The organism is Robertmurraya phoenicis, from assembly GCF_047302285.1.
In the GTDB taxonomy this organism is placed as follows: Bacteria; Bacillota; Bacilli; order Bacillales; family Cytobacillaceae; genus Robertmurraya.
Genome location: NZ_CP154845.1, coordinates 106,159 through 120,066 on the forward strand (window position 1 = coordinate 106,159; position 13,908 = coordinate 120,066).

Here is a 13,908-nt window from a genome sequence, read left to right on the forward strand (position 1 = left end):
ATTTTTTTGCGAAATTAACTAGAATCGATTTCATCTATGTACCTAAAAAGTGTACCAATATGACTTAATCGAAATACTCGTATAACTAGGTGAAGAAAATGTTTTTAATTGGAACTGTTGTGAATGGATTATTGATAGTAATAGGGACATTATTAGGGAAGCTCTTTCATCGGATTCCAGAAGGGATGAAAGGAACAGTCATGCACGCCATTGGCTTAGCTGTAGCGGTATTAGGCTTGCAAATGGGCTTTAAAAGTGAGAACTATTTAATTGTGATTTTAAGCTTAGTTTTTGGTGCGGTAATAGGAGAGTATTGTAAAATAGATGACAAGCTCAATCAAGTGGGGACTTGGCTTGAAAAGAAAATTGGCAAAGGGAATAGTCAGGGGAGTATATCTCAAGGGTTTGTTACAGCTACATTAATTTTTGTGATCGGTGCGATGGCGATTATCGGAGCCCTTGATAGTGGTATAAGAGGGGATCATGATGTGCTATATACGAAGTCGATTATTGATGGATTTACAGCTCTTATTTTAACTACCACCTTAGGAATTGGGGTTATCTTCTCTGCTATTCCTGTTATGTTATATGAGGGATTAATTGCTCTTTTTGCTACGCAAATTGATCGGTTCATTCCACATGCTTTAATGGATAGCTTTATTGTGGAGATGACAGCAACTGGTGGCGTCATGATTTTTGCGATTGGTTTGAACCTTCTCGGTGTCATCAAAATTCGTGTAGCCAATCTGCTCCCTGGAATTTTGGTTTGTGCTGTCATTGTGACGATCATGCATTATTTTATATAAAGATTAACCGTGAAAAAGGGCTAATACATGAGGTATCAGCCCTTTTGAATATTGGCAATGAGATATGAGTCAAAATCATGTAAACCTAGAATTTATGGAGTTTGCTCGTGATCCCACTCCATTTTGAGATTTGACCATGAATTGCGTGGATGATAAGTCGTACTGGCTTCATATATTCCATTCGCCATTACTTTCGCCATCTTTAAGACAAGATTCAATCGTGTATTTTGGAGAACAAAGAATTCCATGAAACCACTGACATTTACGATACCGGTTATATGAAAATCACCGACCTCAGGCAATTCTTTTTTGACACCAGCCCCAGGCTTCACTGGACCTTCGCCAATTTGAATGACTCCTACACTTTTCAATCTTCCTAAACATGCATCAATACCAATCAAGATGGGGTTTAAATGCTTTGCTTTGATTTCGGTTATTTTCTCCTCTAAATTAACAGCATGTATCGGATCTTCTAGTGTACCGTACACGTGAAAAGGCGAGATTTCTTTTTCATCTAATAAAGTTCCGATAAGTGGGCCTAACGAATCTCCAGTGGAACGATCAGTACCAATACAAACGAAGACGACTGGACGATTCACTACACGAACAGGCAATATAGAAACAAGTTCAATAGCGAGCTTCTGAGAAGCCTTTTGTTCATCATAAAATATTCTTGACTCAGAGCTATCGCTTTTATCAAACAAGCTAGATTTAAGATTCATTGGTTCCACTCCCGAGAAATTAGTAGTAACAGTATACGGAAGATTCAGGCAATCTATACGTACTAGTTTAGAGACAAGCTAGAAATAGGATATTTATACTATAAAAGTAAGAGAAGAAGTGATTATTTTTTCTATTGTTTAAAAGAACAACTACTACAAACCCACTAAAAAAATTGCTACAATGGTTATACTGCATACAAGTTTGTCGGAATCCGAATATTGTTATAAAGTTTTAAAGGAGTGATTCACGTTGGAACTAAAGGAATTCGGCTTAAATGATATTGTTGAAATGAAAAAGCAACATCCTTGCGGAACGAATCGCTGGAAAATCATCCGTGTAGGAATGGATATACGAATTAAGTGTGAAGGTTGTTCCCACAGTGTATTAATTCCTCGAAAAGAATTTTCACGAAAAATGAAAAAGATCTTAGTAAAGCATGAAGAGTAGTCTTTATGCTTTTTTCGTGGCTCTAATTCCTTGCACAAAGGTTCTGTATTTTGTATGATTCTTAGAAAAAAGTTTAGGGTGGATGGAGGAGAGACGATTGTCAAAGGTGTATACATCTGCATGTCCATTGAATTGCTGGGATAGCTGCGGATTTAAAGTGACCGTGGAAGAGGGCAAAGTACTAAAAGTAGATGGAGACGAGTCCCATCCAATCACGAAAGGAAAAATATGTGGCCGTGGACGCATGCTTGAGAAACGGACAAATTCAGGAGAGAGAGTACTCTATCCTTTGAAAAAAATAGATGGACAGTTTACTAGAATTACTTGGGAGCAAGCATTGGAGGAAATTGCTGAGAAAATGCTTGTCCTTAAAGAAAAACATGGATCGACAGCTGTTCTCCATAGCCATGATTATGCAAATGGTGGCTTATTAAAAAATCTCGATCAACGTTTTTTTAATTGTTTTGGTGGTGTAACAGAGCTTACGGGCTCTATTTGTTGGGGCTCAGGAATAGAAGCTCAAACATGGGATTTTGGCGATGCTTATAGCCATGCTCCAGAAGATATTATTCATAGTAAAAACATCGTGGTATGGGGAAGGAATGTAGCACGGACGAATATGCATCTTTTTCAAGCTTTACAGGAAGCAAAAAAAAGAGGAGCAAAACTCATTGTGATCGACCCGATCTTTAACGCTACAGCCAAAATTGCTCATACTCATATTACCGTTAAACCGGGGATGGACGGAATTTTAGCGGCTGGGATCATGAAAGAAATGCTCAGATTAAAGCTGGAGGATCAATCATTTATTGAACACCATTCTGTTGGATTTGAGGATTTAAAGGAATTATTAGATGGAACGACAATAGAAGAAATCTCACGTATGACAGAAGTGCCTATTGAGACAATGACAGAGCTTGCGGAAGTTTTTTGTGATCGCCCAACGGCTACCTTCCTTGGTTTAGGAATGCAGCGTTATGAAAATGGGGGAAATACGATTAGACTTCTCGATGCTCTTGTCGCTATTAGCGGCAATATTGGGATTGCCGGTGGAGGAGCGAATTACGCCCATAAACAAGTCGGTCAAAGCTTTGATATAACTTCTTTGGCCCTGCCTGACAAAAAGAAGCAGCATCGCTATTTCACGATGATGGAACAGGCTGAGGAGATTCTTTCAGCAAAGGACCCTGAAATTAAAATGATTTTTGTAACATGTGGAAATCCATTAACACAAGTTCCTGATACAAACGTAGTGAAGAAGGCTTTTTCATCCGTTGATACGCTTGTAGTAATTGACCAGTTTATGACCGATACAGCCGAATTGGCTGACTATTTATTGCCAACGACAACAGCCTTTGAAGAAGAGGATATTTATTATTCTTCTATGTATCATGCCTATGTGAACTATGGTCCTAAACTAGTTAATGCTCCAGGAGAAGTACAATCTGACTTATGGATTTGGACAGAATTAGCGAAACGCCTTGGTTTTGGTGAGGAATTTGCATATACAAGAGAAGAATGGATTGAAAAAGGCTTGGGAGCATTGCAGGAAAAAGGGATTACTTTGGAAAAACTAAAGGAAAATGCCCATTTAGAATTACCGGTCGATCCGATTCCATGGCAAGATCGTCAATTCAAAACACCTAGTGGGAAATTTGAATTTACTTCACAAAGGGCGGAGCAAAAGGGGCTAGAAGGAAAGTTAACTTTAGCAATGCCAAGAGAATCAACATGGTCTAATGCTTCACTTTCAGAAAAATATCCTTATCAATTACTGACGATTCATCCACTACGCTCTAATCATTCTCAGCACTATCATGTGCTCACACCTGAGCCAAAGGTGAAGGTAGAAATCTCGAAAAACATTGCTGATAATTTGCAATTAGGCAATGGTGATTATGTGCGAGTTTGGAATGAACGTGGGGAAATAAAAGGATATGTAAGCATTCTAGAACGGGGAGTTCATGCCAATATTATCAATATTGATGAGGGTATATGGTCGAAATATGGAGGCTCCGTTAACCAACTCACATCTAGTCGAGTATCGGATAATGGTTTAGGAAGTACTTTATACGATTGTTTAGTTAATCTTGCACTTGTCGAGCGAGCACTGGTTAACTAGAACTTTCTTGTCTTTTATTCGGTAACTCTCTATAATTGGTTAAGGTTAAGTTCTTTAATTGGAAGCATTTTGTCGAGCAGACAAATTTTTAAAATAAGTAGTTTATTGTGATGAGGAGTGACTTTGGATGGCCTTAACGGCAGGAATAGTAGGGTTACCGAACGTAGGGAAATCTACTTTATTTAATGCAATTACACAAGCTGGGGCAGAATCGGCGAACTATCCATTCTGTACCATTGATCCGAACGTAGGGATTGTAGAAGTACCGGATCATCGTTTAACAAAATTAACTGAATTAGTACAACCAAAAAAGACGGTTCCCACTACCTTTGAATTTACAGACATTGCCGGGATCGTTAAAGGGGCAAGTAAAGGGGAAGGTTTAGGAAATAAATTCTTGGCTAATATTCGTGAAGTAGATGCCATCTGTCAAGTTGTTCGTTGCTTTGAAGATGAGAATATTACCCATGTTTCAGGAAAAGTGGATCCGTTGGATGATATTGAAGTCATTAATTTAGAGCTGATTTTAGCTGACCTTGAATCCGTTGAGAAGCGAATTGGTCGTGTTGCTAAATTAGCGAAGCAAAAAGATAAGGACGCTGCGGCGGAGCTTGAAGTTTTGGAAATGCTAAAAGGTGCATTTGAAGCAGAAAAGCCTGCTAGAACGGTTGATTTTACAGACGAACAATTAAAGATTGCAAAAGGGCTACATTTATTAACAATTAAGCCCGTACTATACGTGGCGAATGTAGGAGAAGACGATGTAGCCGATCCATCTTCAAACGAATATGTTCAAAAGGTGAAAGAATTTGCTGCTGGAGATAATGCAGAGGTTATTGTAATCTGTGCGAAAATCGAATCTGAAATCGCAGAGCTCGACGGGGAAGAGAAAGCAATGTTCCTCGAAGAGTTAGGGATTGAAGAATCTGGACTTGATCAATTAATTCGTGCTGCTTATCATTTACTTGGACTAGCCACTTATTTCACAGCTGGTGTACAAGAAGTCCGTGCTTGGACGTTCCGTAAAGGGATGAAGGCTCCACAATGTGCAGGAATTATTCACTCTGACTTTGAAAGAGGATTTATTCGTGCAGAAACGGTTTTTTACGATGACTTACTTGTTGCTGGCAATATGGTTGCTGCAAAAGAAGCGGGTAAAGTTCGTCTTGAAGGAAAAGATTATGTGGTGAAGGATGGAGACATTATCCATTTCCGCTTCAACGTTTAATTGCTAAAACTCTGCCTATGCAGAGTTTTTTCTTATTCCACCCTTACAGTGTTGTGTTTGCTATATATATATGATATAATTTCTTCTTGTGAGTAATGAATATTGCTCCTTGCCCTTTATTTAAAGGGCCGTTAGTCCAAAAGGAGGTGAATGTGATGAGAGCGTACGAAATTATGTACATCATCCGCCCAAATATTGAAGATGAAGCTAAAAAAGCACTTGTTGAGCGCTTTGACGGCATCCTTACTGATAATGGTGCGGAAGTAGTTGAATCTAAAGAGTGGGGTAAGCGTCGTCTTGCATACGAAATCAATGATTTCCGTGATGGTTATTACCAAATCGTTAAGGTTAATGCTGAGGCAGCTGCTGTGGAAGAATTCTCTCGTTTATCTAAGATCAACGAAGATATCATCCGCCACATCGTAATTAAAGACGAAAAGTAATTTGATATATAAACGCAGTTTTCGCAATGAATGTGGTTTTTATCGTAAATGTCCAAAAGCCGACATTTACACCTCCGATGGGGTTTTAGAAGCACACATTATTTTTGCGAGGCACTTTTCGCTACTAGATTATTGTTTTTACGAGGGAAAATAGTTCTTTCTTATTCCAACAATAATTAAAATGTAACAATGTTTGCGAAAGAGCCTATATAAATGTTTCACGTGAAACATTCTAGTGGTATTAGAAAGGGGTTGATTCTGATGATGAATCGTGTAGTTCTCGTTGGACGATTAACGAAAGATCCTGAATTGCGATACACTCCAAATGGTGTTCCTGTTGCTACTTTCACCCTTGCTGTGAACAGAAGTTTTTCTAATCAACAGGGAGAAAGAGAAGCAGATTTCATTAACTGTGTCGTGTGGCGTCGTCCTGCAGAAAACGTAGCGAACTTTTTGAAAAAGGGAAGTCTCGCTGGTGTTGATGGTCGTATTCAAACACGTAATTATGAAGGACAAGATGGCAAACGTGTCTATGTTACGGAAATTGTAGCTGAAAGCGTACAGTTCCTTGAGCCAAAGAATGCTTCTGGAGGTAATCTAGGAGGATACGGTGGTCAGAGGGAACAAGGAAACCCATACGGCGGTAATGGCAACCAGAATCAACCTTATCGTGAAAACAATAACAACAACCAAGGCTATACCAAAATTGACGAAGATCCATTTTCTGGTGGAGGTCAAATTGACATCTCAGATGATGATCTACCGTTCTAATGGTACGGCAGTGAACAATTTTATTTAAATAAAGAGGAGGGAAATATAATGGCAGGTGGAGGACGCAGAGGCGGTCGCGCTAAGCGCCGTAAAGTTTGCTACTTTACAGCAAACGGAATCACTCACATCGATTATAAAGATGTAGATTTACTTAAAAAGTTTATCTCTGAACGTGGAAAAATTTTACCAAGACGTGTGACTGGAACAAACGCTAAATACCAACGTAAATTAACTGTTGCTATCAAGCGTGCACGTACTATGGCATTACTTCCATACGTAACAGGTGAATAATAAAAAGATAAAGACAGTTTGGTTCCGTTAACCAACTGTCTTTTTTTATAGTCCGCATAAGTTGAAGATCGCCGGAATGATAGATACAATAGGGGATAGGACTTATCAGGAGGTTAGAATGTGAAAAATGCACATAAGCTAACGGAAGGGGCCTTATTTCTGGCCATATTTGCCGTTTTATTACTTATAACGATTTACATACCAGTGTTGGGAGTTGTTGTGAATTTATTTATCGCACTTCCCTTCATTATGTTTTCTGCGAAACATGATCGCAAAAGCGCTATCGTAGTCCTTATTGGTGCGATATTAATTTCTCTTATCGTTGGGACTGTAATGGCCATTCCATTAGCCCTTACATACGGATTAACGGGTATTGTTATTGGAGACTTTATTCGGGAAAAGAAAAGCTGGATAGTTGGATTTATTGCAGGTGCCATGACATTTTTACTTGCACTCGTGCTTCAATATGTTATTTCAGTTGTTTTTTTAGAAATGGACGTAATTCAAGAAACGATTCAAATCTTCGAAGATTCGATTGCGCAGGCATTTGATATGCTAGCCGCGTTAGGTCAAACTCCTGATGCTCGAGTGATCGAACAGTTTGAAACAAGTGTTGAAATGCTTAAGATCCTTGTTCCAAGTGTTTTCGTGATGGTTTCCTTTATGATCGTTTTCATCATTGAGCTCATTTCTTTTCCAATTGCGAAGAGATTCGGGATTGAGATTCCAAAGTGGATAACATTTCGTGATTTGAAATTACCTAAAAGCCTTCTCTGGTATTATCTAATTGTCTTACTAGCATCATTAATGTTAAATCCAGAGCAGGGTACTTTCCTATATACAGCTAGTATGAATCTGTCTTTTATCTTACAGTTCTTTATGGTGATTCAGGGGCTAGCATTTGTTTTCTATTTCTCACATGTGAAAGAAATGCCTAAGTTTATTCCTATTATAGTGACAGTTTTCACATTCATTTTCCCGATACTCCTTTATATTGTAAGGATATTAGGTATAATTGATTTAGGCTTTGATTTAAGGAAACGAGTAGCTGAGAAAAAATAAACGTAATTTAGATGTTTAGAAATATGGGAGCTGAAAAAATGCCTTCTTATTTGGAAAAACGGTCTATTCGCTATCCTATATACGCATTAATCGCCATAACATTGGTTTTTCTAGTGATCTTAGCATTTTATAATTGGATCATTAGTGTGATAGGTTTTGTACTTTCCGTTATGCCTTTTTACTATCTGTTTATCGTTGATTACCAGCAACGAAAGGATACGGAAAAGTATATTGCTACTCTTTCTTACCGCTTGAAAAAAGTTGGGGAAGAGGCACTTATGGAAATGCCAATCGGTATTATGCTGTTTAATGACGATTATTATATTGAATGGGCTAATCCATTTTTAGCATCTTGTTTTGAAGAGGAGACATTAGTTGGTAGGTCTCTATACGATGTAGGAGATTCTTTAATCCCACTAATTAAACAGGAAGTTGAAATGGAAGTTATTACGATTATGAATCGTAAATTTAGAGTCATTCATCGTTCAGAGGAACGATTGCTCTATTTCTTTGATATTACGGAACAAATTGAAGTAGAAAAGATGTATGAAGATGAAAGAACGGTTATTGCCATTATATTTTTAGATAACTATGATGACATTACCCAAGGGATGGATGACCAGACGAGAAGTAATCTTAATAGTCTTGTTACCTCGATCTTGAATAAATGGGCTCAAGATAATGGAGTGTTTTTAAAAAGAGTTTCATCTGAACGGTTCATAGGTGTCTTTAATGAACAAATCCTTCAGGCTTTAGAAAAAGGAAAATTTTCCATTCTAGATGAGGTTCGTGAAATTACAACAAAGCAAAATATTCCCCTTACCCTAAGTATTGGAGTAGGTACAGGAGTTCCTTCTTTACCTGAGTTAGGTGAGTTAGCCCAATCTAGTTTAGATTTAGCTCTTGGTCGAGGTGGTGATCAAGTAGCGATTAAGCAAACGAATGGAAAGGTTAAATTCTTCGGTGGAAAAACGAACCCTGTGGAAAAACGAACAAGGGTGCGTGCTCGTGTCATTTCACATGCTCTGAAGGATTTAATTATTGATAGTGATAAAGTCATCATCATGGGGCATAAAAATCCTGATATGGATGCCGTTGGAGCTGCGATTGGAATTCATAAAATTGCTCAAATGAACCAATGTGAAGGGTATATCGTCATCAATACCCATGAAATTGATACAGGTGTGCGCCGGTTAATGGAGGAAATTCAAAAGCATGAGGGACTGTTTGATCGGTTTATTAGTCCTGAGCAGGCACTCGAGATGGCGACAGAGGATACGCTATTAGTCGTAGTAGACACACACAAACCAAGTTTGGTCATTGAAGAAAGACTATTAAACAAAATCGAGCATGTTGTCGTGATCGATCATCATCGTCGCGGTGAAGAGTTTATTGAAAACCCGCTCCTTGTCTATATGGAGCCGTACGCTTCCTCTACAGCGGAATTAGTGACAGAACTATTACAATACCAGCCGAAGCGTGGAAAAATCGATATGCTCGAGGCTACAGCCCTTCTAGCTGGTATTATAGTGGATACGAAAAGTTTTACCTTAAGAACTGGAGCAAGAACCTTTGATGCTGCCTCCTATTTAAGAGGGCAAGGGGCTGACACGGTGCTTGTACAAAAATTCCTAAAAGAAGACGTCGATACGTTCTTAAAGCGAGCAAAATTGATTGAAACAGTGTATTTTTATAAAGAAGGAATTGCTATCGCCAAGGCAGGGTCTGAGCAAATACTGGATCAAGTATTAATTGCGCAAACAGCAGATACATTGTTGACGATGGAGAGGGTTCTCGCTTCCTTTGTTATTTCAAAACGAACCGATGATGTGGTAGGTATAAGTGCTCGTTCATTAGGAGACGTCAATGTTCAGGTCATTATGGAGAATTTAGGTGGTGGTGGCCATTTAACGAATGCAGCCACACAGCTCCAAGAAGTCGATATAAAAGAAGCAGAGCAAGAACTACTAGAAGCCATAGATGAATATTTAGAAGGGAGAAAGAAAGAATGAAGGTTATTTTCTTAAAGGATGTTAAAGGAAAAGGAAAAAAAGGAGAAGTTAAAAACGTAGCTGACGGCTACGCACATAACTTTTTAATTAAGCAGGGCTTAGCCATTGAGGCAAATCAAGCAAGTATTAGCTCTCTTAACGCACAGAAGAAAAAGGAAGAGAAAGTAGCTGCAGAAGAGCTCGCTGAAGCGAAAAAACTAAAAGATGAGATCGAGAAATTAACAGTTGAATTGACTGCAAAAGCTGGAGAAGGTGGACGCTTATTTGGTTCCATTACAAGCAAACAAATTGCAGAAAGCTTACAAAAAGCACATGGAATTAAAGTAGATAAGCGGAAAATTGAGCTTGATGATGCGATACGTGCTCTAGGCTATACAAAGGTTCCTTTAAAGCTTCATTCTGAAGTAACAGCGACTTTGAATGTGCATGTGAAAGAAATTAAATAATTTTCCAAAAAGTGTCTGTCGAAAGATAAACTAATATTGGAAGTACTTTTTACGTTAAAACATGATAAAATGAATGATAGAAATGTGATCGGTGATGATGCTGGTCACTTTTTTATGTAGTGCCTGAAGAAAAGAAAGCTAATGACAACAATGAATTGATAATATAAATTACGCAAACATTTGATTTTGTCATCTGTAAAAGGAGGATTTTCTAGAATGAGTGATTTATTTGCAGATCGACTACCCCCACAAAATATTGAAGCTGAGCAGGCTGTATTAGGGGCTATCTTTTTAGAACCTTCTTCTCTTACACTAGCAACAGAGATTTTAATTCCAGAAGATTTTTACCGCGCTGCTCACCAAAAGATTTTTAACGTCATGCTAAACCTGAACGATGCGGGAAAAGCAGTCGATTTGGTTACTGTTTCAGAGGAACTAGCAGCGGCAAAATTGCTTGAGGATATTGGTGGAGTTGGCTATTTAAGCGAATTAGCAGGGTCTGTACCAACTGCAGCTAATATCGAGTTTTATGCGAAAATAGTGGAGGAGAAATCCTTATTAAGAAGACTGATCCGCACAGCGACAGATATCGCAACAGATGGTTATCAACGAGAAGATGAAGTAGAGACACTCCTCGTTGAGGCTGAGAAGAAAATGATGGAAGTATCCGGACGTAAAAACGCTGGAGCTTTCCACAATATTAAAGATGTCCTTGTGCGTACTTATGACAATATTGAGTTAATGCATAATCGTGTTGGAGATATCACAGGAATCGCTACAGGGTTTGCTGAATTGGATCAAATGACTGCTGGTTTCCAACGAAATGATTTGATTATTGTTGGAGCTCGTCCATCAGTAGGTAAAACAGCGTTCGCTCTTAATATTGCCCAAAATGTTGCAACGAAAACAGGGGAAAATGTGGCTATTTTCAGTTTGGAGATGGGCGCGGAACAGCTTGTTATGCGTATGCTCTGTGCAGAAGGCAATATTGACGCGCAAAGACTAAGAACAGGGTCGTTAACAGAAGATGACTGGGGTAAGTTAACGATGGCAATGGGAAGCTTATCGAATGCTGGAATCTATATTGATGATACACCAGGTGTACGAGTGCAGGATATTCGTTCGAAATGCCGACGTTTAAAGCAAGAGCATGGAATAGGCATGATTTTAATCGATTATTTACAGCTTATTTTAGGAAGCGGTCGTTCTGGGGAGAACCGTCAACAGGAAGTTTCCGAGATTTCCCGTTCTTTAAAGCAGCTTGCCCGTGAACTACAGGTTCCAGTTATTGCCCTATCACAGCTTTCTCGTGGAGTAGAGCAAAGACAGGATAAACGACCAATGATGTCTGATATACGTGAATCAGGAAGTATTGAGCAGGATGCCGACATTGTGGCGTTCTTATACCGTGATGACTACTATGATAAAGAATCAGAGAACAAGAATATCATTGAAATTATTATTGCAAAGCAACGTAACGGTCCAACTGGAACTGTATCCTTAGCTTTCGTAAAAGAATATAATAAGTTCGTCAATTTAGAACGGCGATTTGATGATGCAGCAGTTCCTTCTGGGGCTTAAAAAAGGCTTTTTTTGCAAACATTGTTGCTTCTGGGTTTTTACAAAATATCACAATCTATACGAAAACAGTGTAAAAAGATTAGCGACAAGCTAATCTTTTTTTGATTCTATACTGATCAAAGGTTTGGGGAATATTATCTAGAAAATGAATGAACTTAAGGATATTTTACGAACAAATTAGTAAAAATGAATTAAAAATGTTCGTGTTTTATTGACTTATATAGGAGAAAATTGGTACACTAGGTGTGTTTGAAAAGGAAACTAAAATGTTTGTTTACCTTATGGAGGTGCTTCTTTAATGTCATCAGTAGTAGTAGTTGGAACACAGTGGGGAGACGAAGGGAAAGGGAAAATTACCGATTTCCTTTCAGAAAATGCGGAAGTAATCGCTCGTTATCAGGGTGGAAATAACGCAGGTCATACCATTAAATTTGACGGAGAAACTTATAAGCTACACTTAATTCCTTCAGGGATTTTTTATAAAGATAAGATTTGTGTAATCGGAAACGGAATGGTTGTCGATCCGAAGGCACTTGTAAAAGAGCTAGCTTACTTACATGAAAGAAACGTAACAACTGATAATTTACGTATTAGCAATCGTGCTCATGTCATTCTTCCTTATCACTTAAAATTGGATGAAGTCGAGGAAGAGAGCAAAGGTGATAACAAAATCGGTACGACGAAAAAAGGAATCGGACCTGCTTACATGGATAAAGCAGCTCGTATCGGAATTCGTATCGCTGATTTATTAGACAGAGAAGTGTTTGAAGAAAAATTAGCCCGCAATTTAAAAGAGAAAAATCGTTTACTTGAGCGCATCTATGAAACAGAAGGCTTCAAAATCGAAGATATATTAGACGAATACTATGAATATGGACAGCAAATCAAGCATTATGTAGTGGATACATCCGTTGTATTAAACGATGCTCTTGATGAAGGTCGCCGTGTACTATTCGAAGGTGCTCAAGGCGTTATGCTGGATATCGACCAGGGTACGTATCCATTTGTTACTTCTTCAAACCCTGTAGCGGGGGGAGTAACGATTGGTTCAGGTGTTGGACCAAGTAAAATTAAGCATGTGGTTGGAGTTTGTAAGGCGTATACAACACGTGTAGGGGATGGCCCATTCCCAACCGAGTTAGATAATGAAATTGGTCACCAAATTCGTGAAGTGGGTCGTGAATACGGTACGACGACTGGCCGCCCGCGTCGTGTTGGTTGGTTTGATAGTGTTGTCGTTCGTCATGCTCGTCGTGTTAGTGGAATCACAGACCTTTCTTTAAACTCGATTGATGTTTTAACAGGCATCGAAACATTAAAAATCTGTGTGGCTTATCGCTACAAAGGGGAAGTTATTGAAGAGTTTCCAGCTAGCCTTAAGGTATTAGCGGCATGTGAGCCAGTTTATGAAGAGTTACCAGGCTGGTCGGAAGATATTACAGGTTGTAAATCATTAGACGAACTTCCGGCTAATGCACGTCATTATCTTGAAAGAGTAGCCCAGCTTACTGGAATTCCACTATCCATTTTTTCAGTAGGTCCTGACCGTTCACAAACGAACGTAGTCATGAATCCTTGGCGTCAAAACTAATAGAAGTGGAAAGCTGTTCTCCAGGCTCTTGATAAAAGGGCTTGATAGAACAGCTTTTTTTCATAGAGCTAGTCCATTTACCCAGTAAGATCATTTTCCTCATTTTTGTTACCAGTAGCCCCCTTGTGACCAATTCCCTATCCTCACTCCCTCAAAAGAACACCTTCATATTTGTTAGATTGCCTGTACTGTAACATTTCTGAAATATTAAAGTAAAAAAACTAGAAAAATTTCAGTTATATATCCAAATCATCCCTTTTTACTATCAATACAAAGAATAAGAGAATAAATCCCTATATTTCGCTATTTCAAGGGTGAATTTCCGCTTATATTCATCCCATTTAATTACAGTATTTGTTGCAAATTGTCAGCAATTATACATTTC

The 13,908-nt window shown here is 38.6% G+C and carries 13 protein-coding genes; 12 read left to right on the forward strand and 1 reads right to left on the reverse strand.

The annotated features are described in order from the left end of the window. Positions 1-98 precede the first annotated feature (98 nt). A complete protein-coding gene (locus AA0X71_RS00495; protein WP_413358014.1) occupies positions 99-806 on the forward strand; it encodes a DUF554 domain-containing protein in 708 nt (235 codons plus the stop codon). Between the two features lie 92 nt (positions 807-898). On the opposite strand, the gene yyaC is transcribed toward AA0X71_RS00495, so the two are convergent. Further along, entirely contained in the window at positions 899-1,528 is a 630-nt protein-coding gene (yyaC, locus tag AA0X71_RS00500) for a spore protease YyaC (protein ID WP_413358016.1), read from the reverse strand. A gap of 250 nt (positions 1,529-1,778) precedes the next feature. Here yyaC and AA0X71_RS00505 point away from each other — a divergent pair, with 250 nt between their 5' ends. The 11 genes from AA0X71_RS00505 (at position 1,779) to AA0X71_RS00555 (ending at position 13,523) form a co-directional block, all read left to right on the forward strand. Beyond that, positions 1,779-1,976 carry a DUF951 domain-containing protein gene (locus tag AA0X71_RS00505; RefSeq protein WP_413358018.1) on the forward strand — a complete coding sequence of 66 codons (198 nt, stop codon included), beginning with the start codon at positions 1,779-1,781 and terminating at the stop codon, positions 1,974-1,976. Positions 1,977-2,058: 82 nt separating this feature from the next. After that, positions 2,059-4,098: a molybdopterin-dependent oxidoreductase gene (locus AA0X71_RS00510; RefSeq protein ID WP_413358020.1), complete on the forward strand. Its 2,040-nt coding sequence runs from the start codon at positions 2,059-2,061 to the stop codon at positions 4,096-4,098. Between the two features lie 127 nt (positions 4,099-4,225). Further along, positions 4,226-5,326: a redox-regulated ATPase YchF gene (gene ychF, locus AA0X71_RS00515; protein WP_413358022.1), complete on the forward strand. Its 1,101-nt coding sequence runs from the start codon at positions 4,226-4,228 to the stop codon at positions 5,324-5,326. Positions 5,327-5,481: 155 nt separating this feature from the next. Continuing rightward, entirely contained in the window at positions 5,482-5,769 is a 288-nt protein-coding gene (gene rpsF, locus AA0X71_RS00520; protein WP_413362420.1) for a 30S ribosomal protein S6, read from the forward strand. Positions 5,770-6,030: 261 nt separating this feature from the next. Next, positions 6,031-6,540, forward strand: coding sequence for a single-stranded DNA-binding protein (gene ssb / locus AA0X71_RS00525; protein WP_413358024.1), 510 nt, complete (start codon positions 6,031-6,033; stop codon positions 6,538-6,540). Positions 6,541-6,588: 48 nt separating this feature from the next. After that, positions 6,589-6,831 carry a 30S ribosomal protein S18 gene (rpsR, locus tag AA0X71_RS00530; protein ID WP_019157210.1) on the forward strand — a complete coding sequence of 81 codons (243 nt, stop codon included), beginning with the start codon at positions 6,589-6,591 and terminating at the stop codon, positions 6,829-6,831. 120 nt (positions 6,832-6,951) lie between these two features. Beyond that, the gene (locus tag AA0X71_RS00535; RefSeq protein ID WP_413358026.1) at positions 6,952-7,893 is read left to right on the forward strand and encodes a YybS family protein; all 942 of its coding nucleotides are present in this window, start codon (positions 6,952-6,954) and stop codon (positions 7,891-7,893) included. A gap of 38 nt (positions 7,894-7,931) precedes the next feature. After that, positions 7,932-9,905, forward strand: coding sequence for a DHH family phosphoesterase (locus AA0X71_RS00540; RefSeq protein ID WP_413358028.1), 1,974 nt, complete (start codon positions 7,932-7,934; stop codon positions 9,903-9,905). Then, a complete protein-coding gene (gene rplI / locus AA0X71_RS00545; RefSeq protein ID WP_413358030.1) occupies positions 9,902-10,351 on the forward strand; it encodes a 50S ribosomal protein L9 in 450 nt (149 codons plus the stop codon). Before AA0X71_RS00540 ends, rplI begins: the two co-directional genes overlap by 4 nt. A gap of 216 nt (positions 10,352-10,567) precedes the next feature. Further along, a complete protein-coding gene (gene dnaB / locus AA0X71_RS00550) occupies positions 10,568-11,932 on the forward strand; it encodes a replicative DNA helicase (protein WP_413358032.1) in 1,365 nt (454 codons plus the stop codon). 298 nt (positions 11,933-12,230) lie between these two features. After that, positions 12,231-13,523 (forward strand): adenylosuccinate synthase, encoded by a 1,293-nt coding sequence (locus tag AA0X71_RS00555; protein WP_413358034.1) that lies wholly within the window; start codon positions 12,231-12,233, stop codon positions 13,521-13,523. The last annotated feature ends 385 nt before the right edge of the window (positions 13,524-13,908 follow it).